Here is a 23,520-nt window from a genome sequence, read left to right as displayed (position 1 = left end):
CCTGAGTAGGGCTGTGGTCAGGGGAGGTACTTGGTTAGTGGGGTCAGTTTTTCTGGGTTCAGGACTCGGCGGTAGGCGGTGATGCGGCCGTTCGCCACTTCTACTGTGTCCACGGCGGTCAGGTGGTCGTCTTGGTATACGAGGAATTCGAGGCGGCCATTGATCTGAGCGGGCGCGAGCCGCTTCTCCGTGCGGGCGCTGACTCTGAGCAGTGCGGTGACGATTCGTCCGGCGCCTGCGATGATCTTGCGGGCGGCGAAGACGCGGCCGCCGCCGTCGGTGGTGTAGGTCGCGTCCGGGGCCAGCAGTTCCAAGAGTGCGGCCTCGTCGCGCCGCTCGTAGGCGGAGCGGAACGCCGCCAGGACCTTCTCCCGCTCCGCCGCCGGGACGGGACGGTGCGGCAGCGCGGCGGCGACCTTGCGCCGGGCGCGGGAGGCGAGCTGACGGCAGGCGGCGGGCGTCTTGCCGAGGACGTCCGCGATCTGCTCGTACGGAACGTCGAACGCCCGATGCAGGACGAAGGCGACGCGTTCTGGCGGTGACAGCTCCTCCATGACCAGGAGCATCGCGGTGCCGGCCGTCTCGTCCATGAGGACGGGCTCAGCGGCGTCCGGGCCGGTCAGCAGAGGTTCGGGCAGCCACGAGCCGACGTAGTCGACGCGGCGGGCGCGGGCGGAGCCGAGGACGTCGTAGGCGCGGCGCGCCGCCACGGTGATCATCCAGGCCCGCAGGTCACGGACGTGGTCGAGTGATCCGCCATCGTTCGTGGCCTCGCCGCGCGAAGTATCGCGGGCGTGGGCGCGGATCCACACATCCTGGACGATGTCCTCGGCGTCGGCGACGCTTCCGGTGATGCGGTAAGCGGCGCCGAACACGGCGGGACGGTGTGCGGGCCACTCGTCGTCGAGGCGGGTCATCCGGATCCGGCGGTGGCCGCGTCGGCCCGGGCACCGATGATCACGATGATGACGGCGATCATGGCGCCGGTGAGCACACCGCGCGAGCCGTGAACGCACTGGCCGTGAACGCGCAGGCCGTGAGCGCACTGGCCGTGAACGCGCAGGCCGTGAGCGCGCGAGCCGGTGGTGGTCGGGGTGGTCGGGGTCATGCGGCGGCTGGGGTGAACACCCATTTCTTGTACGACCAGTAGCGGAACGCCGCGCCGAGGGCGACGCCCGCCAGCAGCCCGCCGTTGTAGGCGATGCCGCCGTGCAGTCCGAGGGTGTAGTAGGTGAAGCCGGTGCACAGCACCTGGATGAGCAGTCCGACGCCGTTCAGCGCGAAGAAGATCGCGACCTCGCGGCCGGAGCCGTCGCTGTCGCGGTGGCGGAACACCCAGTACCGGTTGAGCAGGTAGGACGCCAGTGTGGACACCACGGTCGGCACGACGACGCTCGTGACGGGGCTGCCGCCGAGCCAGGCGCGCATCAGGTTGGCGCCGAAGATCATGATCAGGGTGCCGACGACGCCGACGAAGCCGAAGCTGAGCAGTTCGCTCAGGAACTTGCCACGGATGAGAAGCCTGCCACGGAGGAATGCCCGGTACGCCGGGGCGGACGCGACCGTTTTGACCGGTCTTGACCGCTGCATGGTGCTCACTCGCCCAGACCTTACCTGACTAGGACATATGCCAACGGTGCAACCCACCTAAAAGATCACGTCGTGTCGTTCAACTCTCGGTCGTGGCGGCCGGCTCGGAGGGGGCGGCGGACGGGACCGCCGCGGCCGTGGCGGTCGCCGGTGCCAGCAGGACGATGAGGCCGACCAGCCCGACGGGGACGGCCAGCGCCCACGTGAGCCCCACGCCCTGCGCGATGAACCCGATGACGGGCGGCCCGCCGAGCAGGCCCAGGTAGCCGACACCGGTGACCCGGGAGATCCCGACCGCGGCGGGCACGCCGGGAACGTTCCCGGCAGCGCTGAACGTGACGGGCGCGACGACCGCGACGCCGAGGCCGAACAGGGTGAAGCCGCATACGGCCGCGAGCGGGTGTCCGGCGACGAGGCCGAGTCCGAGGCCGAGCGCGGCGATCAGGGACCCCGTCCGCAGCACAGGGACGGGACCGAACCGCGCGACGATCCGGTCTCCGGCCAGCCGCCCGATCGTCATCGCGACGGCGCATCCGACATAGCCGAGCCCGGCGACGCCCGGGCCCGTATCGAGGTCTTCGCGCAGGTAGATGGCGCTCCAGTCGGCCATGGCGCCCTCGCCGACGAACGAGCACAGCCCGATGACCCCGAGCATGATCAGCAGCCACCGGGACAAGGCCCGAGAAGCCAGGGCGGGAGTCGCGGAGCGCGAGGGTGGAACCTCGGATGCGTCGCCGTGCGGCTCGGGGATGGTGTCGGCGGAGCGGTCCAGGAGATCGCGGCAGCCGATGGCCAGGAGCGCCACCAGGACCACGGCGGCGGCGGTCAGGTGCAGCGGGACGGGGACGTCCGCCTGCGCCGCGCCCGAGCCGATGAGCGCGGCCACGAGCGTCCCGATGCTGTACGAGCCGTGCAGGCCGGACATCAGCGGACGCCCGTAGCCGCGTTCGACGGCGACCCCCTGGGCGTTCATCGCCACGTCCATCAGGCCGAGCGAGGCGCCCATCAGCAGCAGGGAGCAGGTCAGCGCGCCGATGTTCCAGGCGAGGCCGAGCGGGACCAGCGACCCGGCGCACACGATCCCGGCGGCGATGGTCGTGGCCCGGCTGCCCCAGCAGGCGACGATCCGTCCGGCGAAGCGCACGGCGATCACGACGCCGATGGGCGCGCCCAGCAGGGCGACGCCCATCGATCCTTCGCTCAGCCCGAGATGCTCCTTGATCTGCGGGATGCGGGCGACCCAGGCGGCCGCGAGCAGGCCGTGCGCGACGAAGGCCAGCGTCACGGCGACCCGGGCCCGCCCGAGCGTCGCGATCTTGTCCGTAACCACCTAGCCGACTGTACGGGCCTTACGGGACCCGCCGCCTCCGAAACGGGACCCACCACTCCAGAACAGGATCACCGCCTCAGAACAGGACCACCGCCCAAGACGCTGCTTCGGGGAGGGCGTGTCAGGTCAGGTCGGGCAGGGGGACGCCGGGGTCGGTCAGGCGGGCGGTGTCCACGGGGCGGCCGGAGCGGATCAGGGCCTGGACGTCCCCGGTGACGTCCCACACGTTGACGTTCATCCCGGCGACGACCCGGCCGCCGGACAGCCAGAACGCGATGAACTCGCGGCCCGGGACGTCCCCGCGGTACACGACCTCGTCGTACTCGCCCGGCGACGCGACGCCGGACATCTCCATGCCGAGGTCGTACTGGTCGCTGAAGAAGTACGGGACGCGGTCGTAGGAGACCTCCTGGCCGAGCATGGCGCGGGCGGCGGCCGGTCCGCCGTTCAGGGCGTTCGCCCAGTGCTCGACGCGGATCCGGCGGCCGAGCAGCGGGTGGTAGGCGTTGGCGACGTCCCCGGCCGCGTAGATGTCGGGGTCGGACGTGCGCAGCGAGGCGTCCACGAGGATGCCGTCGGAGACGTCGAGCCCGGCCTCCTCGGCGAGCCGGGTGTTGGGCCGCACGCCGATGCCGACGATCACGACGTCGGCGGGCACTTCGGCGCCGCCCGAGGTGACGACGGCCGACACCGCCCCGGCGCCCCAGAATCCGGCGACGCCCTGGTCGAGCCGCAGGTCGACACCGTGCTCGCGGTGCAGGTCGGCGAAGACGCCGCCGAGTTCGGGGCCCATGGCGGCGTGCAGCGGCGTCGGCTCCGGCTCGATGATCGTCACGTCGTTGCCGTGGGTGCGGGCGGCGGCGGCCGTCTCCAGCCCGATCCAGCCCGCCCCGGCGACGACGACGCGCCGCCCGCCGTGCGTGAGGGCCTGCTTCAGCGCCGCCGAGTCGGCCATCGTCCGCAGGTAGTGGATGCCCTGCAGCTTGGATCCGGGCACTTCCAGCCGTCTCGGGGACGCGCCCGTCGCCAGGAGCAGCTTGTCGTAGCCGATCGGCTCCTTGGTGGACAGGCGCACCTGGTGCGCGTCCCGGTCGATGGAGGCGACGGAGACGCCGACCCGCAGCTCCACGTCGTGCTTCTCGTACCAGTCCGCCTCGTGGACGTGGGCCTTCTCGCGCGGCTCCTTGTCCAGGAGGAAGCCCTTGGACAGCGGCGGCCGCTCGTAGGGCCGCTCGATCTCGGCCCCGATCAGCAGCAGCCTGCCCGTGAAGCCCTCCTCCCGGAGCGTTTCCGCCGCCTTGGCACCCGCCAGGCTGGCGCCTGCGATGACGAACGTCTCCTCGGGCATGCCGACCGACCTCCTGTAGTTGACCTGTAGCTATCCCTACAGCGGCCCATGTAACGAGACAAGGGTCATCGTCGGGCGCGTCGGCGCATATTCGGCACGGCCTCCCGCGCCGCGGCGCGCCTTCCGGGGCCGGGCCCCGGAAAGGCGCAGGTGATCAACGGGGTCGGCCGCTCAGCAGGCTGTGGCGGGCCATCGCGGTGAGATCGGTCATCGACGCGATCTGGTCGACGACGGCGCGGAGCCGGCCCGCGTCGTCGGCGGCGTCCTCGTAGGCGGCGCGGAAGCCGGGTTCGAGGGTGCCGGGCGCGGCGGCGAGCATCAGGCCGGCCAGCTCGGTGATCAGCGTCCGCTGCCGGGCCCTGATCTCCTCGTGGCTGATCCACACATAGTGCGCCGTGATGCCCTTGAGCAGCGCGTTCTCCAGCCGCTGCGCCCGCGGGACGATCAGCTCCGCCGCGTACCGGGTCAGCGGACGGTCGCCGTAGGCGTCCCGGGTGGCGGTCTCGGCGGCCAGGCAGAACCGTCCGATCAGGGTGCTGGTGAGGTTCTTCAGGGCGGCGAGGCTGCGCGGGGTGCCGTCGTAGCGGTCGGGCCAGTACGGCTCGGCGAGCAGCGCGTCAAAGCGCTCCTCCAGCTCGGCGAGGTCGGCGTCGGGGCAGTACAGCTTGGTCGCGGTGGCGGCGACGAGGCGGCGCTCGGCGGGGTCGGCGAGGCGGACGAAGTCGATGTGCCCGGCGACCAGCGCGTCCTCCAGATCGTGGACGGAGTAGGCGACGTCGTCGCTCCAGTCCATGACCTGGGCCTCGAAGCACGTCCGGCCGGGTTCGACGCCCTCGCGGACCCAGCGGGCGACGTCCATGTCGTCCGCGTACACGCCGAACTTCCCGTTGACGGCCTCGGTCTGGGACCACGGGTACTTCATCGCGGCGTCCAGCGCGGCGCGCGTCAGGTTGAGGCCGACGCTGCGCCCGTGCAGGGGCGGGCCGTCCGGTGCGAACGACTTGGGCTCCAGCCGGGTCAGGACGCGGAGGCTCTGCGCGTTGCCCTCGAAACCGCCGCAGTCGCGCGCGACGATGTCGAGCGCGGCCTCGCCGTTGTGCCCGAACGGCGGGTGCCCGATGTCGTGGGACAGGCACGCCGCCTCCACGAGGTCGGGGTCGCAGCCGAGGGACTGGCCCAGCTCCCGGCCGACCTGCGCGCATTCGAGCGAGTGGGTCAGCCGGGTGCGCAGGCTCTGCACGGTGTCGGCGGTGGCGTCCGCGCCGGGCGAGGCGACCTGCGTCTTCGCGGCGAGCCGCCGCAGGGCGGCGCTGTGCAGGACGCGGGCGCGGTCGCGTTCGAACGCCGTCCGGTCGCGCCGCTTGGCGGGCTCGGGCGCCCAGCGTTGCCGGTCCCGCGCCGTGTAGGCGGAGTTTCCGTGTCCGGATTCCCCGTGAATCGAATTGCTCGTCATGGCCCTATCCAGGGTAAGCGGGAGCGCTCAGGGCCGGTCCAGGATCCGGCGGTTCAGCCGTCCGCCGGGTCGGCGGACGGGTCGATGTGGATGCGCTTGGCGGTCTCGCTCGGCGTCTTCACGCTCTTGCCCAGCAGGACGTACGACAGGTACCCGCCGGTTTCGCGGACGATGTAGTGGAACTGGGTGCCGCGGGTCTGGACGCTGGGGCCGCTGCGCGTCGGGGACGCGGCGGCCTCGATCCCGTTGTCCTCGGCCATCTTCTTGGAGCGCAGGCCGTGCCACGGGTCGGTGACGATCACCGCCGACGTCCAGTGGTGCCGCTCGAACTCCTTGCCCGCGGCCTTCATGCTCTCCAGCGTGTCGCGCCCGACGGGCACCGCGAAGACCTTGGACGCGGGCACCCCGCCCTTCCCGATCAGCCAGGCGCGGCCGGCGCCGGCCTCGGTGTAGTTGTCGCCGGGCGCCTTGCCGCCGACGGTCACGATGGCGGGCGCGACGCCGTCGCGGTAGAGCTTGAGGGCGTGCTGGAGCCGCCATTTCAGCGTCGGGGACGGCACGCCGTTGTACTGCGCCGCGCCGAGGACGATGATCGCGTCGGAGCGGGGCCGTTCGTCCTGCCGGGCCTGGTACCAGACCCGCGCGCCGACGGCGAGCGGGGTCAGGACGGCTACGGCGATCAGCCCGGCGAGGACGCTCGCCGGGATCGTGAACCAGGGCGACCGCCTGCGCCGCCCGTCCCGGCGGCGGCGCCGGGACTTCCGGCGGCCCTCGTCAGGCTCGCCGGTGCCGCCCGGCCCGCCGGTTTCGGGCGCATGGGCGTCGGGCCCGGCGGCTTCGGGCCGGGCGGTCGCGTGCTCGGTCTCCGGCACATCCACTTCCAACGTCATCGCATCGGACACGTTAGGTTAGATGGCCCGGCACGTGCGTCCGGTTCGCCGGTTCGGCATGTCATCCTGCCCACAGATCATCCGGCCCATGGATCAATCGGCTGGATCATCCGGCGGGGACGGGGTCAGCGGCTGTCGCTGCCTCCCGGGGAGCCGGACGCCTCGTCGGACGCCTCGATCGCGGCCCGGCCCGCCTCCAGGCGCGCGACGGGGACGCGGAACGGCGAGCAGGACACGTAGTCGAGGCCGACGTCGTGGCAGAAGTGCACCGAGTCGGGGTCGCCGCCGTGCTCGCCGCAGATCCCGAGGTGCAGGTCCGGGCGGACGCGGCGGCCCTCCTCCACGGCGATGCGGACGAGCCGTCCGACGCCGTCCCGGTCGAGGGTCTCGAACGGCGACACCCCGAAGATCCCGAGGTCCAGGTACCGGGAGAAGAACGCCGCCTCGACGTCGTCGCGGGAGAAGCCCCAGGTCGTCTGGGTGAGGTCGTTGGTGCCGAAGGAGAAGAACTCGGCGGCCTCGGCGATCTGGCCGGCGGTCAGCGCGGCCCGCGGCAGCTCGATCATGGTGCCGATCAGCGCGGGCACGTCGACGCCGGTGGCGGTCCTGACGTCGGCCAGGATGGCGCGGGCCTCGTCGCGGACGGCCTCCAGCTCCTGGACGGCCCCGACGAGCGGGATCATGATCTCGGGGCGCGGATCGCCGCCGGCGCTCCGCCGGGCCGCCGCGGCCTCGGCGATCGCGCGGACCTGCATTCCGAAAAGTCCCGGAATCACCAAACCGAGCCGCACGCCGCGCAGGCCCAGCATAGGGTTCTGCTCGTGCAGTCGGTTGACTGCTTCGAGCAGTCTCCGGTCTTTGGCATCCGCTTTGCCGCCTGCGAGCGCGACCCTGACCGACAGCTCGGTGAGGTCGGGGAGGAATTCGTGCAGGGGCGGGTCGATCAGCCGGATGGTGACCGGCAGCCCGTCCATGGCCGCGAAGATGCCCTCGAAGTCCTGCCTCTGCAGGGGCTCCAGGGCGTCCAGCGCGGCCTTCCGCCCGGCCTCGTCCTCGGCGAGGATGAGCTGCTCGACGAGCTGCCGCCGGTCGCCGAGGAACATGTGCTCGGTGCGGCACAGCCCGATCCCCGCGGCGCCGAACCGGCGGGCGCGGGCCGAGTCCTCGGGGTTGTCGGAGTTCGCGCGGACCTTCAGCGCGGCCCGCGCGTCGGCGTGCTCCATGACGCGGTGGACGGCCTTCACGAGGTCGCCGCCGTCCTCGACGGACAGCTCGCCCTCGAAGTACTGGACGACGGGCGAGTTCTCGACGGGCACCTCGCCGAGGTAGACGTCCCCGGACGTCCCGTCGATGGAGATCACGTCGCCCTCGTTGACGGTGACGCCGCCGGGCGCGGTGAACTGCCCGCCCTTGACGTCGACGTCGAGTTCCTCGGCGCCGCACACGCATGTCTTGCCCATGCCCCTGGCGACGACGGCGGCGTGCGAGGTCTTGCCGCCGCGGGAGGTCAGGACCCCCTTCGCGGCGACCATCCCGGCGAGGTCGTCGGGGTTGGTCTCGCGGCGGACGAGGATCACGTCCTCGCCCCGTCCGGCGAGCTCCACGGCCCGCTCGGTGCTGAACACGGCCTTGCCGACGGCCGCGCCCGGCGAGGCGTTCATGCCCTTGGTGAGCTTCTGGACGTCGTCCAGCCTGCTGGCGAAGCGGGGGAACATGAGCTGGGCGAGCTGGCCGCCGGTGACGCGGCGGGCGATCTCGTCCGCGTCGATGAGCCCCTGGTCGAGGAGCTGGCAGGCGATGCGGAACGCCGCGGCGGCGGTGCGCTTGCCGACCCGGGTCTGGAGCATCCACAGCTTCCCGCGCTCGATCGTGAACTCGATGTCGCACATGTCGCGGTAGTGGTTCTCCAGCGTCTCCATGATCTCAAGGAGCCGGTCGTAGGACGCCTTGTCGATGCGCTCCAGCTCCGTCAGCGGGACGGTGTTGCGGATGCCGGCGACGACGTCCTCGCCCTGCGCGTTCTGCAGGTAGTCGCCGTAGACGCCCTGCTGCCCGGACGCGGGGTCGCGGGTGAACGCGACGCCCGTCCCGGAGTCCATGCCCAGGTTGCCGAAGACCATCGCGCAGATGTTGACGGCGGTGCCGAGGTCGACGGGGATGCGCTCCTGCCTGCGGTACAGGACGGCGCGGGGCGCGTTCCAGGACCCGAACACGGCCTCGACGGCGAGGTCCATCTGCTCGCGCGGGTCGGTCGGGAAGTCCCTGCCCGCCTTCTCCCGGACGATGGCCTTGAACCGGTCGACGAGGGCCTTGAAGTCCTCGGCGGTGAGGTCGGCGTCGTCGTCGCTGCCCCGGGCCCGCTTGACGTCCTCGACGGCGTCCTCGAACAGGTCGCCGTCGACGTCCAGGACGGTCTTGCCGAACATCTGGATCAGCCGGCGATAGGAGTCCCAGGCGAACCGCTCGTCGCCCGACTGCGCCGCGAGCCCGAGGACGGACTCGTCGTTCAGCCCGACGTTGAGGACGGTCTCCATCATGCCCGGCATGCTGAACTTCGCGCCGGAACGTACGCTGACCAGGAGCGGGTCGTCGCTCTGGCCGAGCTTCTTGCCCATCGCGGACTCCAGCGCGGCGAGATGCCGGTTCACCTCGTCCGCCAGGCCCTCGGGCGGGTTCCCGTGCTCCAGGTAGTGACGGCAGGCCTCCGCGGTGATCGTGAACCCGGGGGGCACGGGCAGGCCGAGGTTGGTCATCTCGGCCAGGTTGGCGCCCTTGCCGCCCAGCAGATCCTTGAGGTCCTTGTTGCCCTCGGTGAAGTCGTACACGAACTTCGGCACGGGGAGCTCCTTCTCGCTCCGGTTCCTCCCAGCGGCAGTGCCGGCCCCGGCGCGACGGGGGCGCGCGCGGTCGCGGTCCCCCGGGCGGCGGGTCCGCTGCCCTGTTTGCCGGGACTGTACCCGCGAATTCCGGCCTCGCTCGGCGCCCCCGGCCCGGGAGGGTGTTTGCCCAGGTCAGGCCGCGGATAGTGGTCTATTCCAATTCGGACCAACGGGGATGATCAGGACGGAATCGCCGCCGCGCCGGCGTGACGTACCCACCGCACGGAAGAGGGAATGATGGATCATGAAGGAGGTGAGGCTGTGAGGCCGAAGGTCGCCGGCGGCCGGGCGGGAGACCCGTTCGCCCCCATCGCCGATTTCGGGTTCCTGTCGGACTGCGAGACGACCGCGCTGGTCGCGCCGAGCGGCAACATCGAGTGGATGTGCCTGCCCAGGATGGACTCCCCCAGCGTGTTCGGATCGATCCTGGACCGCGACGCTGGGTACTTCCGGGTCGGCCCGGCCGGTGTGGAGGTGCCCGCCGCGCAGCGGTACATCCCCGGCACCATGGTGATGGAGACCACCTGGTGGGTGCACGGCGGCTGGCTCGTGGTGACGGACGCCCTGCTCATGGGCCCGTGGCACCACGAGACGGAACGGTCCCACACGCACCGCCGCGCCCCCACCGACTACGACGCCGACCACGTCCTGCTGCGGATGGTCCGGTGCGTGAACGGCCAGGTCCAGGTGCGGCTCGACTGCATGCCGGTGTTCGACTACGGCCAGACGCCCGCCCGTTGGGAGCACACCGGTGCCGGGTACCACGAGGCCGTCGCGCGCGGGAACGGCGTCGGGCTGCGGCTCACCACCGACATGAACGTCGGTTTCGAGGGGTCGCTCGCCACGTCCCGGACGCTGCTGAAGCAGGGCGAGTCGCGGTTCGTCGCGCTGTCGTGGAGCGAGCACGCGGCGCCGTCGTCCTGGAAGGAGGCGCAGGAGCGGCTGATCTGGACCGTCCACCACTGGCAGCACTGGCTGGACCGCGGCCGCTTCCCCGACCATCCCTGGCGCAGCCACCTGCAGCGCAGCGCGCTCACGCTGAAGGGCCTGACGTTCGCGCCATCGGGTGCGGTGGCGGCCGCGGCGACGACGTCGCTGCCGGAGTCGCCCGGCGGCGACCGGAACTGGGACTACCGCTACACCTGGATCCGCGACTCCACGATGGCGCTGTGGGCGTTCTACACCCTCGGCTACGACTGGGAGGCAAACGACTTCTTCTACTTCATCACCGACGTCGCCGAGGCCGCCGAGGGCAAGCTGCAGATCATGTACGGGCTGGACGGGCGGGAGGAGCTTCCCGAGTCCACGCTCGACCACCTGTCCGGGTACGACGACGCGCGTCCCGTCCGGATCGGCAACGAAGCGTACATGCAGGCGCAGCACGACGTGTGGGGCGCGATCATCGGCTCCATCTACCTGTTCGTGCGCAAGCGGGACCGGCTGGACGACCGGCTCTGGAAGATCATCATCAAGCAGGTGGAGGACGCGCTCGCCAACTGGCGCGTCCCCGACTGCGGCATGTGGGAGGTGCGCGGCGAACCGCAGCACTTCACCTCGTCCAAGGTCTTCTGCTGGGTCGCGGCCGACCGCGGCGCCCGCCTCGCCCGCATCCGCGGCGACCGCGACCGGGCCGCGCGGTGGCAGGCCGCCGCCGACGAGATCCACGCCGACGTCCTCGCGAACGCGCTGGACGAGCGCGGCGTCTTCACCGCCCACTACGGCGCGACGACCCTGGACGCGTCCGCGCTGCTGATCCCGCTGCTCGGCTTCCTGCCCGCCGACGACAAGCGCGTCCGGGAGACCGTCCTCGCCATCGCCGACGAGCTGTCGGAGGACGACCTCGTCCTGCGCTACCGGCCCGCCGAGACCGACGACGGCTTCGAGTCGGACGAGGGCACCTTCACCATCTGCTCGTTCTGGCTGGTCAGCACGCTGGTGATGATCGGCGAACTGGACCGGGCGCGGGCCCTGTGCGAGAAGCTGCTGTCGTACGCGAGCCCGCTGCAGCTGTACTCGGAGGAGATCGACCCGCACACCGGCCGCCATCTGGGCAACTTCCCGCAGGCGTTCACGCATCTGGCCCTCATCAACGCGGTCATGCAGGTCATCAACGCCGAGAGCAACGAACCCCAATCGCCCTTGGCATAAACACCCGAAGGATCTGACTGGCGGTCGATGGTCCGGCATTGATCACAAGTTGATGGCGGGTTGCCTGAATTGCGGCTTATGTCGGTGGCGCCGGTTACCGTACCGCGCGTGACCATGCCACCGTCCGCTGACAACGCTGACGAGAACGCTGACGACAGGGACAGGGGCGGCGCTACAGACACGCCCCCGGCGGACGGCCTCGGGTGGGTTCCGCCCGGCGCGTCCGCAGGGACGGTGCCGCCCCCGCCTCCGCCTGGCCCCGTGTACCCCCCGGGGCCGGTGCCGATGCCGATGCCGATGCCGGCGCCCGGGTCGGCGCCGGGGCGGACGAACCGGTTCGCCGTCGTGGCCCTCGTCACCGGCCTCACGGGCCTGGTGCTGCTCGCCGTGGGCTTCGCCATCGCCGCGTTCGTCCAGATCGGGCGCCGCGGCGAGAAGGGCAAGGGCCTGGCGATCGGCGGGCTCGCCGCGTCCGTCGCCTGGGTCCTGGTCGCGGCCGTCGCCCTGGCGGTCTTCGTCGGTTCGATCTTCACCACCGACCGAGACGCGTCGGGGCGGGTCACCGGCAAGGACAAGGTGCTGCCCGCGGCGCTGCGGACCGGCGACTGCTTCACCGGGTTACGGGAGGGCGCCTTCCGGAACCTCGTCACGGCGCTGCCCTGCACGGAGCCGCATGACGGCGAGGTCATCGCGACGTTGCAGATGCCCGGCGGGGAGTACCCCGGCGACCAGAAGGTGGCCGAAGCGGCGACCGGCCTGTGCGGACGGAAGATGCTCCAGTTCCGCCGGAGCCGGTACGCCAGGGACCTGGCGCAGTACAGCATCCAGCCGACGAAGACGAGCTGGAACGCCGGGGACCGCAAGCTGATCTGCCTGGCCCGCTACACCGGCTCCGGGACGCTCACCGCTCCGCTCGCCAAGACCGTGGACTCGACCATGAAGGAATGGCTCGGGCTCGCCGTCGGCGACTGTCTCGGGAAGTGGGATGAGAACACCCAGGCGCAGCGCGTCATCCCCTGCGCACAGCCGCATTGGATCCAGGTCTACGCGGTGCTCACGCTGCCTGAGGGCCCGTATCCGGGGCCGAAGGCGACGGAGAAGAAGGCGGCCGCGGCCTGCGACAAGCGCGCGGACAAGGTCTTCACCGGACGCCCGTCGCCGGAGCTGATCTCGTGGCTGTTCCCCGAGAAGTACGACTGGGAGGCGGGCGTCCGCACCGTCGTCTGCCTCGCCGAGAGCGATGACCGGCCCTTGAAGAAGTCGCTGCTGCCGCGATGACCCGAAGCGGGCCCCGGCGCCACCCGGGCCCCGGCGGCATCCGGGCCCCGGCGGCATCCGGGCCCCGGCGGCATCCGGGGCCCGCCGTTCGGGTCAGACGACCGCGCCCGAATCGTGTGTGGTGCGGCGGGGCGGGCGGGACTTGGTCTTGCGCTGGGGCGGCGGGGCCTTGGCGAAGCGCTCCAGGACGACCGCCATCGGCGTCGCGGTGAACACGCTGGAGTACGTGCCGACGATGATCCCGATCAGGAGCGCGATGGCGAAGTCGGTCAGCGAGTCGCCGCCGAGGACCGCCAGCGCGGACAGGATGAACAGCGCGCCCATCCCGGTGTTGATCGTCCGCGGGACGGTCTGCAGGACGCCCCGGTTCGCGATCGCGGCGAACCGTCCCTTCGGGTTCTCGCCCCACATCTCCCGGACGCGGTCGAACACGACGACGGAGTCGTTGACCGAGTATCCGATGATGGTGAGCAGCGCGGCGAGGAACACCCCGTCGATCGGCTTGCCGAGCCAGGCGAAGATGCCGGTGACGATCGTGATGTCGTGGAACATGGCGATGACGGAGCCCGCCGCGAACGTCCAGCGGAACCTGATCGTCAGGTAGGCGAGCTGGACCAGCAGCGCGACGGCGAGGGCGATGAGGGCCTTGGTCCGCAGCTCGTCGCCCAGGCTGGGGCCGATCAGCTCGTCGCGCTGCTTGGTGGCGCCGCCGCCCTTCTTCGCCAGGGCGTCGTGGACGCGCTTCTCCTCCTCGTTGGTGAGGTCGACCGTCCGGACGGAGATGTCGTCCTCCCCGGACGTCTGGACGACGGCGCGCGGGAACCCGGCGTCGGCGACGGCGGAGCGGGCGACGTCGATGTCCACGGGACGGCTCGTGGAGTACTCGACGAGCCGTCCGCCGGTGAACTCCACGCCGAAGTTGAGGCCGCGGACGAAGATCCCGGTCACGGCGACGACGACGGCGAGCGCGGAGATCCCGAGCCAGAGGCGGCTGCGTTTCATCAGGTCGGGGCCGCTCTCCTCCAGCCACCGGCGGATCCGTCCGGCGCCGCTGAGCCCGCCCGCTCGGCCCTTGCCGAGCCGGGGGAACCGCGCCGCCGTGGCGTCGGTGAGGACGCGGCTCAGCAGCATCGCCGAGACGAGCGAGGCGAGGACCCCGATGGTCAGGGTGACGCCGAACCCCTTCACCGGACCGGAGGCGAGGAAGAACAGCAGCGCCCCGGCGAGCAGCGTGGTGACGGCGGAGTCCGCGATCGCCGACCACGCCTTGTCGAACCCGACGGCCAGCGCGGTCCGCGCGCTGCGCCCCGGGGCGGCCGACATCTCCTCCCTGGCGCGTTCGAAGGCCAGCACGTTGGCGTCGATGGCCATGCCGATGGCGAGGACGAAACCGGCGAGCCCGGGCAGGGTCAGGGTCGCGCCGACGGCGACGAGCGCGGCGTAGGAGATCAGCGCGTAGCCGGTCAGCGCGACGGTGGCGAGGAAGCCGACGAGCCGGTAGACGGCCACGATGAACAGGCCGGTCAGGATGACACCGATGACCGCGGCGCGGGCGCTGGCGTCGATCGCCTCGTCGCCGAGCGTCGGCCCGACCACCCGCTGCTCGATGATCTTCACGGGGACGGGCAGCGAGCCGCCCTCGATCAGGGCGGCCAGATCCTTTGCCTCCGTGGCGCTGAAGTCCCCGGTGATCTGCGTCGATCCGCCGGTGATCCCGACGCCGCAGGCCACGCTCTCGGTGACGCCCGGGGAGGAGATCACCTTGCCGTCCAGGATGATCGCGATCCGCCGCTCGTCACCGGCCGCGCACGCGGCCTTGGCGGTCAGCCGCTCCCACGTCTTGCCACCGCCGCCCTTGAAGTCGACGTTGACGGCCCAGCCGCCGAGGTTCTGCGGGTCGTAGTTCGCGCCGGCGGAGCCGATGCCGTCGCCGGTGAGCGCGGCGGGCCCGATGAGGATCTGCTGGCCGCTCTCGTCGGGGATCAGCTGCTGGCCCTTGTCGGCCTTGCCGTCGTTGGGCAGCACCGGGTGGGCGGTGAGCTGCGCGGTCTTGCCGAGGGCGGCGGTCGCCCTGGACGGGTCCTGGACGTCGGGCAGCTCCACGATCAGCCGCCGCTCACCGGACCGGGTGATCGACGATTCCGCGACGCCGAGCGCGTCGACGCGGCGCTGCAGCACCTCCCGGGCGCGGTCGGTGGACTCCCGGTCGGCCTCTACCGTCGGTGAGTTCTGGGTCTCGAGGACGATCTGGGTGCCGCCGCGCAGGTCGAGGCCGAGGCGGGCGGGTTTGGACCAGGCGAAGTAGAACGATGTGGCGAGCACGGCGAACGCCAGTACCGCCCGCACCACGTTGGCGCGAGTCAAAGGGAACCTCCACACGGACTTCGGCGCCGGGCGGTCGCGCGGCACCGCGGACGACTAGCTCAGATCCGTGGGGAGGTGGGGGGTGCACGGCCGCGCGGGACGCCCTTCGGCTCGACGTCCGGTGAGGCGTGGAGGGCGAAGGCCCGGACGAGGCGTCCGGACGGCGGAAGGACCTCGACGCCGGACGCGGGCAGCACCGCGAGCGCCGGATGCGCGACGAACGGCGGCTGCCCGGCCTGGGCCAGGTGCGCGTGCACCGCCTGCGCATGGGAGCCCTGCGCATGAGAGCCCTGCGCATGGGAGCCCTGCGTGTGGGAGCCCTGGGTTTGGGGGCTTGAATGGTGTTTGCCGGTGGAGGACCGGGTCCGGGCGGTGGCATGCTGCACCGCTCCGGTCCGGACGCCGGTGATCGTCCCGGTGGGGGACGTCCCGCCGTGCGCCCCGGCCCCGGCGGGCCCGACCACGATCCCGAGCAGGCCCAGCGCGACGACCAGCAGCCGGGCGACGGGACGGGCAGGCCGGCACAGATCGCGCATCCTGCCCCTCCCCTCGGGCTCCTCGACCGGACGGCGTCGTCGCCGGGATCGGTGGTGCGTCCGTCCCCGCCCACGATGCCGGGGACGGCGGCGGGCGGTCCAGCCAACCTAACCCAGGTTCACCACCCTGGAGACACCGTTCGCCCGCCGTTGACGAAACCCGGACCGTCGACCTGCGCGAACGGCCCGCAGACCGCCTCCGCCCCGAGGACGCGCTCCTGGAGGCGGCTCCAACCGAGGATCAGCAGCCGAGGAGCTGCGCGGCGAGGAACGCCTCGACCTGGCCGATCGCGATGCGCTCCTGGCTCATCGAGTCGCGTTCCCGGACGGTGACCGCGTCGTCCTCCAGGGTGTCGAAGTCGACGGTGACGCAGAACGGCGTGCCGATCTCGTCCTGCCGGCGGTAGCGACGGCCGATGGCCCCGGCGTCGTCGAACTCGACGTTCCAGTTCTTGCGGAGCCGCGCGGCGAGGTCGCGGGCCTTCGGGGACAGGTCGGCGTTGCGCGACAGCGGCAGCACCGCGGCCTTGACCGGGGCGAGCCGCCGGTCGAGCCGCATGACGGTGCGCTTCTCCAGCTTGCCCTTGGCGTTGGGCGCCTCGTCCTCGGCGTAGGCGTCCATCATGAACGTGAGCGTGCACCGGTCGACGCCCGCCGCCGGCTCGATCACGTACGGGACGAAGCGCTCGCCGGACTCCTGGTCGAAGAACGACAGGTCGGCGCCGGACGCCTTGGAGTGCGTCGACAGGTCGTAGTCGGTGCGGTTGGCGATGCCCTCCAGCTCGCCCCATTCACCGCCGATGAAGTCGAAGCGGTACTCCACGTCCACGGTCCGCTTGGAGTAGTGCGACAGCTTCTCCGCCGGGTGTTCGTACAGCCGCAGGTTCTCCTTGCGGATGCCGAGGTCGACGTACCACTGCATGCGCTCGTCGATCCAGTACTGGTGCCATTCCTCGTCGCTGCCCGGCTTGACGAAGAACTCCATCTCCATCTGCTCGAACTCGCGGGTCCGGAAGATGAAGTTGCCGGGCGTGATCTCGTTGCGGAACGACTTGCCGATCTGCCCGATGCCGAACGGGACCTTGCGCCGCGAGGACTGCTGGACGTTCAGGTAGTTGATGAAGATGCCCTGCGCGGTCTCGGGACGCAGGTAGGCCAGGCCCGACTCGTCCTCGACGGGGCCGAGGTAGGTCTTGAGGAGGCCGTTGAACATCCGCGGCTCGGTGAACGACCCCTTGACGCCGCAGTTCGGGCAGCCGATGTCGGCGAGGCCGTTCGCGGGCGGGCGGCCGTGCTTCTCCTCGTAGCCCTCTTCGAGGTGGTCGGCGCGGAAGCGCTTGTGGCAGGACTGGCACTCGGTGAGCGGGTCGACGAACGCCTTGACGTGGCCGCTGGCCTCCCAGACCTCGCGCGCGAGGATGACGCACGAGTCGAGGCCGACGATGTCGTCGCGGCCCTGCACCATGGACTTCCACCATTGGCGCTTGACGTTGTTCTTCAGCTCGACGCCGAGCGGCCCGTAGTCCCAGGAGGCGCGGAGCCCGCCGTAGATCTCGCTCGACGGGTAGACCAGGCCCCGCCGTTTGGCGAGGTTGACGATCGTTTCCAGCACATCGGAACGGCGTGCCATGAAATATTCTCCATCCGGCTGGCGGTCGGCGGGACAGTGAGTGCGCCCCGATCCCGCCGTGGAAACGGCGGGTGGCGGCGATTGCGATCCCCGGTGATGGCGCCCTGGCGGCCGGCCGGCAACGATTCGGTCTTCGCCGGCGCCTGCGAGCAACCCCAGCTTAGGGCACAGGCGAGTCTAGTAGACGCAGCGTGGTATGCGCGCCCATGAGCCCGCCCGGATACACCACCCCAGTTCACAGCCCTGGCGGAGCCTGGTTTGGGCCCTAATAGACGCGTCCGTCGACGATGTTGTTGTCGATGTTGATGGTGACGCCGCCGTGCGTCTCCCTGTGCCCGCCGCGGTACTGCTTGATGCGGCGGTGCGGGCTCCACCATTCGTCCGGGATGAACGGGTCACCGTACACCCTGGCCCTGCCGTCCCAGTTGGCGAACCAGACGGCGACGGGCCTGCTGATGCCTTCGGAGCGTCCCACGTCCCGGATGGCCGACTTGACGCTGCTGTAGAGGCAGGGCTCGTACCCGGCCTTCTTCAGCCTCCGGACCCAGTTGTCCACGAATCGCAGGACCGCGGCTCTGCAGCCGGGCTGCTTGCCCCTGTACGCCTCCATGTCGTAATAGATGGGGGCGCCTTCCGGGATGCCGAGGCCCCGGGCCTTGCGCGCGGCGTCCACGGCGGCCTTGGCGCCCTCTGACGCGGCGTTCTTGGCGGTGAAGCGTTGCGGACGGCTGCCGCAGGGCGCCTGGAGCCCGACGTAGGTGGGCGTGATGCGGTAGCCCATGTCACGGACCTGCCTCACCCACCCCCGGGTGAGGTTGGGTTGTGCGCATCCGCGCGCCGCGCCGCCGATGTAGATGTTGGTGACCTTGAACGAGGGCCGCCATGCCCTCATGGCCGCGAGGGACGGAGCCGTGCAGGTGTCGAACCCCTTGCCCCGCACCCATGGGCGCCGGTCGAGCGTCGGCTTGGCCGCGGAGTCCTGCCCTTCCGGCCTTGCATGTGGCGAGTCCGGCTCGGACGCCATGTCTGGCTCGGACCCCATGTCCAGCCCGGTCCCCAAGTCCGGCAAAGACGGCACGGACGGCACAGGTGGCGTCGGCTCGGACCGCACCGATGCCAGGGCCGCCTCCGAATGCGCGGGCGGTGCCGAATGCGCGGGCGGGGCCGAAGGCGCTGACGGCACGGGCGGCACCGGTGGCACGGGCGGTATCGGCGGGACGGACGGTATCGGCGGTACGGGGGGTGTTGACGGCACGGGCGTCCGCTCACCGGTGGTTTGCGCGGCGACCAGGCGGGCGTTGCGGAGCGTCCGCTGGAGCCCGGCCGGATCCGTCCCGTAGACGGCGGTGATGGTGACGTCCGCCTCGGGGACGGTGAGCCGCGCCTCTTGGTCGACGGTCTGCGGGACCGTGAACGCGGCGAGCTGTGAGCCGTGCACGACCGTCCGGGACACGCGTCCGTGGGCGGCGGGGCGCGCCCGGTCCGCGGGCTGGACGTGGATCGCCTCGGTGCGGCCGACGAGGCGGGCCGGGCAGTCGGGCTGCGGTCCCGGCCTGCCGAGGTAGACGGCGTGCCGGTCGTAGCGGACGCAGCGCGACGGATCCCGGTCGAGGTCGTGGACCTCCCACCCCGCCGGAACGGCGAGGCTCAGACCGCGGTACGCGACGACGCGCGGCGCGTCCCGCCGCGCCCCGCCGTCGCTCAGCGCGGCGGTCTGGTGGGGCGCGGGCCGCGCGGGGGACGTCCGGACGGCGGCGACGACGGGAGGGACGGCCGCCAGCACGGCCAGACCGCCGAACAGGACGGCACGGGACAGGACGGCGCTGGACTGGACGGCATGGCGCATCACATCTCCCCCGGCGGGCACGGCATGATCGTGATGCCGCAAAGATGACCTTGACCGCGTGCCGCGAAACCGGGCCGGGACGCTTCTTGCCCCGCCGTTTCCCGTATGCAGACACGCCTTGATCAAGACCCCACCGATCAAGCACGCGGCCGATCAAGCGGACGTGACGATCTCGTAGGCGCCCGGCTCGTCCACGGCCATGGCGGCGAGCGGGATGAACTGCAGCCGCACCTCGTACTGGCCCAGCGCGCGGCGGTAGTGGCCCGCGCCGTCCCATTCGGTGACGAGGGCCCACAGCCCGGGATCGTCGACCGTCCTGCCGAGGCGCCCGGAGCGGAATCCCGGGCTCGCGGACAGCAGTGTCAGCACCGCGGTCACGTCTTCGGCGAAGCCGTCGGCGTCGTCGCCTGGCACGCGGTACCGGGTTATCGCGATCACCGGTCCATCCTGGCAGGACGTTGGCAGTACGTTGGGCACGTGGACGCGAGAGGTGAGCAGGCGACGGGCCTGCGGGCGGCGGTCGAGCGGTGGAGTGCGGCGCCGGTGGTGTTCCTGCACCGGCTGCCGCGGTGGGTGCTGCTCGTCGCGGTGTTCGTCCTGCTGGTGATCGGGATGGCCGGGACGGGCTGGGTGGCGGCCGCCGCGGTGCTGGTCCTGGCGGTGGCGCTGGCCTGGTTCGCCTTCCTGAACTGGCCCGCGCTGGACGGCTCGGGCAGGGCGCTGCGGGTCGTGGCGCTGGCGGTCCTGGTGGCGTTCGCGCTGGGGCGCGGCATCGGTCAGTTCTGACCGGCCCGGCCGGTTCCACCCATTGCGCGCCCCATTGCGCGACTTTGACAATCATTTTCATTTACCGCCATAATCGGCGGGTGCCTCACTACAGCGCCCCCCGGCGCGCCCTGCCCGCCGCGGCCTTGGCCTTGGCCGGGCTCGCGGCCGCCCTGACGGGCTGCGCGAACGCGGACGCCGACATCCCGCCCGGCAAGACGGTGGTGGTCGCGTCGTTCTACCCGGTGGCATGGCTGGCGGAGCAGGTCGGCGGCGACGACGTCTTCGTGCGGACGCTCACCGAGCCCGGGGCCGAGCCGCACGACCTGGAGCTGACGGCCCGGCAGGTCGCGAACGTGGCGGACGCCGACTACGCCGTCTACGTGAGGGGCGTCCAGCCCGCCGTGGACGACGCCGTCCGGCTGCACGCGAAGAGCAGGTCGCTGGACGCGGCGAGCGTGGTGCGGACGCTCGCCCCGCCGGAGGAGACCGAGGGCGACGAGGAGGCCCACGACGGCGTCCGCCACGAGGAAGCGGACTACGACCCGCACATCTGGCTCGATCCGAGCCGCATGGCGGGCATCGCGACCGCGCTCGGCGACCGGCTGGCCGCCGCCGACCCCGGACACGCGCCCGGCTACCGGCAGCGCGCCGGGGCCACCGCTGCCCGGCTGACCGCGCTCGACCGCGAGTTCCGCGTCGGCCTGGCGGCCTGCAAGCGCCGGGACATCGTGACCGCGCACGGCGCGTTCGGCTATCTCGCGGACCGGTACGGCCTGCACCAGATCCCGGTCGCCGGCGTCGATCCGGCGAGCGAGCCGTCCCCGAAGCGGATGGCCGACCTGACGCGCCGGGTCTCCTCCGCCGGCGCCACGACGATCTTCACCGAGACGCTGGTCAGCCCGAAGGTCGCGCGGTCCCTCGCGCGGGAGGCGGGCGTGCGGACGGCCGTCCTGGACCCGGTCGAGGGCATCGAGGACGGCTCGTCCGGCGACTACATGACGATCATGGCCGAGAACCTGCGGACACTGCGCCCCGCGCTGGAGTGCTCATGAAACACGACCCGACCCTTCCGCTCCACGACGCGCCACCTGAAAAGACGCCGACCGAGCAGGCGCCGCCGTTCGCGATGACGGGCGGTGTCGTCCGGCGGGACGGCCGCGAGGTGCTCGCGGACGTCGGCCTGCGGGTCGGGACCGGCGATGTGCTGGCGGTCCTCGGGCCGAACGGCGCGGGCAAGTCCACGCTGGTCAAGGCGCTGCTCGGGCTGGTCCCGCTGGCCGCCGGGCGGACGGAGATCTACGGCACGCCGCCGGCGCGGTTCCGCGGCTGGCGGCGGATCGGGTACGTCCCGCAGCGGCTGCCGATGGGCGGCGGGGTGCCCGCGACCGTCCGGGAGGTCGTCTCGTCCGGGCGGCTGGGGCGGCGGTCGCGCTGGAGGCCCGCGGTCTTCAACGACCGGGCGGCCGACCGGGCCGCCGTCGACCGCGCTCTGGAGACCCTCGGGCTCACCGGCCACGCCCGCGACTCGGCGCATCTGCTGTCGGGCGGCCAGCAGCAGCGCGTGCTGATCGCGCGTGCGCTCGCGGGCGAGCCCGACGTGTTCGTGATGGACGAGCCGACGGCGGGCGTGGACGCGCGCAGCCAGGCGGCCCTCGCGGCGGCGCTGCGCGAGCTGACCGGGGCCGGGCGGACGGTCGTGCTGGTGACCCACGAGCTCGGCCCGCTGGAGCCGCTGATCACGCGCACGGTCGAGCTGGGGCACGGCCGCATCGTCCAGGAGACCACCGTCCGGGAGAACCCGGCGCGGGACACGGCTACGGGGAGGCCCGTGTGAGCGGCATGCTGCAGTACGAGTTCATGCGCATCGCCCTGGTGATGGCGGTGCTGATCGGGCTGACCGCCCCGGCCGTGGGCACGTTCATCGTCCAGCGCAAGCTGTCGCTGCTCGGCGACGGCATCGGCCATATCGCGCTGACCGGCATCGGGCTGGGCCTGCTGACGAGCACCTCGCCCGTCCTCGGCGCGCTGGTGGTGTCGGTGCTCGGCGCGGTGGCGATCGAGGTGCTGCGGGCCCGCAGCCGCAGCGGCGCGGACGTCGCGCTGGCCCTGCTGTTCTACGGGGGGCTGGCGGGCGGCGTGATCCTCACCAACGCCAACGGCGGCAGCGGGACGAGCCTGCAGTCGTACCTGTTCGGCTCGATCACCAGCGTGACCGTCACCGACCTGTACGTGGTCGCGGGCCTCGCCGCCGCGGTGCTCGGGGTGGTCGCGCTGTTCGGCCGCGAGCTGTTCCTGCTGTGCCAGGACGAGGAGGTGGCGCGCGCGTCGGGGCTGCCCGTCCGGTTCCTCAGCGTGCTGATCGCCGCGACCGCCGCGGTCACCGTCGTGATCTCGATGCGGGCGATCGGGCTGCTGCTGGTCAGCGCGCTGATGATCGTCCCGGTGGCGGCGGCGCAGCAGCTCACGCGGGGATTCCGTGGGACGATGCTGGCCGCGATGGCGACCGGTGTACTGTCGGCCGTATCGGGCCTGGCCGGTTCCTTCCAGTACGATCTGCCTCCGGGCCCCTCGATCGTGCTGCTGGCGCTCGCGCTGTTCGTCGCCGCGGTCGCCGGGGGCACGCTGGTGCGCCGAAGGCGCGCCCGGGCCGGCACGGCCGCGGAGAACGTCCCCGCGGCGGCCGGGCCAGGTGTCGAGGCGCGCGTGGACGCCGAGGTGATGGGGGGATGACGCGGAGGTGCTTGGGGGATGACGACGGCCCGCCGGGACGCGGTGCGGCAGGTGCTGACCGGCTCCGAGGGTTTCCGCAGCGCGCAGGACATCTACGCCGACCTGCGCGCCGACGGATCCAAGATCGGCCTCACCACGGTGTACCGGGCGCTGCAGGCGCTCAGCGACGCGGGCGAGGTCGACGTGCTGCGCACGGACGAGGGTGAGGCCGTGTACCGGGCCTGCCGCACCGAGCAGCACCACCACCACCTCGTCTGCCGCGAGTGCGGCCGGACGATCGAGGTCGAGGGCCCGGCCGTGGAGCGCTGGGCCGAGGCGATCGCCGCCGAGCACGGCTTCGCCGACATCACGCACACCGTCGAGGTGTTCGGCACCTGCGCCGACTGCATCGCGAAGTCCCGCTGACGCCCCCGCCCGAGCCGCGGCCGCGAGGGCGAGCGGCGACACGCGGTGCACCCATTAGGTGACGCACCGCCACCGAACAAGGTTCGGAGTTCACACCCTCCGTAAGCAATCGTTGGCACATTGCTACATCTACTTATGAGTATGCCTATGTCATAAATGTCCCCATCGCCACGGCACGGCCCGACGGCGGGCCCTTCGGGGGGCGTGGCGCCCGCACGAGAGGGCGTTCATGACAAGACGGGCGTTCACCAGCCGACGGACCGTGCTCCTGGCCTCGGCGATCCTGCTGACGACCGCCGGCACCGCGATCCCCGCCGTTCCCGCC

General features: G+C 71.8%; 20 protein-coding genes. 7 read left to right on the top strand and 13 right to left on the bottom strand.

Features of this window, described 5'->3' with window-relative positions; genetic code table 11:
- Nucleotides 1-17 precede the first annotated feature (17 nt).
- From sigJ to ppdK, 8 genes are all read right to left on the bottom strand, one after another.
- The gene (gene sigJ, locus ETD83_RS12040; RefSeq protein ID WP_138645177.1) at nt 18-917 is read right to left on the bottom strand and encodes an RNA polymerase sigma factor SigJ; all 900 of its coding nucleotides are present in this window, start codon (nt 915-917) and stop codon (nt 18-20) included.
- Nucleotides 914-1,108, bottom strand: coding sequence for a hypothetical protein (locus ETD83_RS12035; RefSeq protein WP_138645176.1), 195 nt, complete (start codon nt 1,106-1,108; stop codon nt 914-916). The genes sigJ and ETD83_RS12035 overlap by 4 nt, the downstream gene beginning before the upstream one ends.
- Nucleotides 1,105-1,590, bottom strand: a complete 486-nt coding sequence (locus ETD83_RS12030; RefSeq protein ID WP_138645191.1) for a GtrA family protein — start codon at nt 1,588-1,590, stop codon at nt 1,105-1,107. Before ETD83_RS12030 ends, ETD83_RS12035 begins: the two co-directional genes overlap by 4 nt.
- A gap of 79 nt (nt 1,591-1,669) precedes the next feature.
- Nucleotides 1,670-2,920 carry an MFS transporter gene (locus tag ETD83_RS12025; RefSeq protein ID WP_138645175.1) on the bottom strand — a complete coding sequence of 417 codons (1,251 nt, stop codon included), beginning with the start codon at nt 2,918-2,920 and terminating at the stop codon, nt 1,670-1,672.
- A gap of 121 nt (nt 2,921-3,041) precedes the next feature.
- Nucleotides 3,042-4,268, bottom strand: a complete 1,227-nt coding sequence (locus tag ETD83_RS12020) for an NAD(P)/FAD-dependent oxidoreductase (protein ID WP_138645174.1) — start codon at nt 4,266-4,268, stop codon at nt 3,042-3,044.
- A gap of 154 nt (nt 4,269-4,422) precedes the next feature.
- The gene (locus ETD83_RS12015) at nt 4,423-5,721 is read right to left on the bottom strand and encodes a deoxyguanosinetriphosphate triphosphohydrolase (RefSeq protein ID WP_138645173.1); all 1,299 of its coding nucleotides are present in this window, start codon (nt 5,719-5,721) and stop codon (nt 4,423-4,425) included.
- Nucleotides 5,722-5,774: 53 nt separating this feature from the next.
- Nucleotides 5,775-6,611 (bottom strand): YdcF family protein, encoded by an 837-nt coding sequence (locus ETD83_RS12010; RefSeq protein WP_230420842.1) that lies wholly within the window; start codon nt 6,609-6,611, stop codon nt 5,775-5,777.
- A gap of 125 nt (nt 6,612-6,736) precedes the next feature.
- Nucleotides 6,737-9,448: a pyruvate, phosphate dikinase gene (ppdK, locus tag ETD83_RS12005; protein WP_138645172.1), complete on the bottom strand. Its 2,712-nt coding sequence runs from the start codon at nt 9,446-9,448 to the stop codon at nt 6,737-6,739.
- A gap of 303 nt (nt 9,449-9,751) precedes the next feature.
- On the opposite strand from ppdK, the gene ETD83_RS12000 reads away from it, so the two are divergent.
- Together ETD83_RS12000 and ETD83_RS11995 are read left to right on the top strand one after the other, a co-directional pair.
- A complete protein-coding gene (locus ETD83_RS12000; protein ID WP_230420841.1) occupies nt 9,752-11,638 on the top strand; it encodes a glycoside hydrolase family 15 protein in 1,887 nt (628 codons plus the stop codon).
- Between the two features lie 291 nt (nt 11,639-11,929).
- The gene (locus tag ETD83_RS11995) at nt 11,930-12,916 is read left to right on the top strand and encodes a DUF4190 domain-containing protein (protein ID WP_138645171.1); all 987 of its coding nucleotides are present in this window, start codon (nt 11,930-11,932) and stop codon (nt 12,914-12,916) included.
- Between the two features lie 93 nt (nt 12,917-13,009).
- Here ETD83_RS11995 and secD read toward each other — a convergent pair whose 3' ends face one another.
- The 5 genes from secD to ETD83_RS11970 all read right to left on the bottom strand — a co-directional run bounded on the left by secD (nt 13,010) and on the right by ETD83_RS11970 (nt 19,730).
- Nucleotides 13,010-15,280, bottom strand: a complete 2,271-nt coding sequence (secD, locus tag ETD83_RS11990; protein ID WP_138645170.1) for a protein translocase subunit SecD — start codon at nt 15,278-15,280, stop codon at nt 13,010-13,012.
- Nucleotides 15,281-15,339: 59 nt separating this feature from the next.
- Nucleotides 15,340-15,816: a hypothetical protein gene (locus tag ETD83_RS11985; RefSeq protein WP_138645169.1), complete on the bottom strand. Its 477-nt coding sequence runs from the start codon at nt 15,814-15,816 to the stop codon at nt 15,340-15,342.
- Between the two features lie 241 nt (nt 15,817-16,057).
- Nucleotides 16,058-17,446 carry a glycine--tRNA ligase gene (locus ETD83_RS11980; protein WP_138645168.1) on the bottom strand — a complete coding sequence of 463 codons (1,389 nt, stop codon included), beginning with the start codon at nt 17,444-17,446 and terminating at the stop codon, nt 16,058-16,060.
- Nucleotides 17,447-17,711: 265 nt separating this feature from the next.
- On the bottom strand, nt 17,712-19,292 hold the full coding sequence (locus ETD83_RS11975) for a glycoside hydrolase domain-containing protein (protein WP_138645167.1): 1,581 nt from the start codon (nt 19,290-19,292) through the stop codon (nt 17,712-17,714).
- Between the two features lie 153 nt (nt 19,293-19,445).
- A complete protein-coding gene (locus ETD83_RS11970; protein ID WP_138645166.1) occupies nt 19,446-19,730 on the bottom strand; it encodes an antibiotic biosynthesis monooxygenase family protein in 285 nt (94 codons plus the stop codon).
- Nucleotides 19,731-19,769: 39 nt separating this feature from the next.
- Here ETD83_RS11970 and ETD83_RS11965 point away from each other — a divergent pair, with 39 nt between their 5' ends.
- From ETD83_RS11965 to ETD83_RS11945, 5 genes are all read left to right on the top strand, one after another.
- The gene (locus tag ETD83_RS11965) at nt 19,770-20,078 is read left to right on the top strand and encodes a DUF6703 family protein (protein ID WP_138645165.1); all 309 of its coding nucleotides are present in this window, start codon (nt 19,770-19,772) and stop codon (nt 20,076-20,078) included.
- An 80-nt stretch (nt 20,079-20,158) separates the two neighbouring features.
- A complete protein-coding gene (locus ETD83_RS11960; RefSeq protein ID WP_138645164.1) occupies nt 20,159-21,112 on the top strand; it encodes a metal ABC transporter substrate-binding protein in 954 nt (317 codons plus the stop codon).
- A 74-nt stretch (nt 21,113-21,186) separates the two neighbouring features.
- On the top strand, nt 21,187-21,894 hold the full coding sequence (locus tag ETD83_RS11955; RefSeq protein ID WP_138645188.1) for a metal ABC transporter ATP-binding protein: 708 nt from the start codon (nt 21,187-21,189) through the stop codon (nt 21,892-21,894).
- A complete protein-coding gene (locus tag ETD83_RS11950; protein ID WP_138645163.1) occupies nt 21,891-22,790 on the top strand; it encodes a metal ABC transporter permease in 900 nt (299 codons plus the stop codon). Before ETD83_RS11955 ends, ETD83_RS11950 begins: the two co-directional genes overlap by 4 nt.
- 18 nt (nt 22,791-22,808) lie before the next feature.
- A complete protein-coding gene (locus ETD83_RS11945) occupies nt 22,809-23,195 on the top strand; it encodes a Fur family transcriptional regulator (RefSeq protein ID WP_138645162.1) in 387 nt (128 codons plus the stop codon).
- Nucleotides 23,196-23,520 lie beyond the last annotated feature (325 nt).

The sequence above is a fragment of the Actinomadura soli genome (genome assembly GCF_005889715.1).
GTDB classification, from domain to species: Bacteria; Actinomycetota; Actinomycetes; order Streptosporangiales; family Streptosporangiaceae; genus Spirillospora; species Spirillospora soli.
Note: the sequence above shows the minus strand (reverse complement) of the source record. Positions and strands in the feature narration are given on the sequence as shown.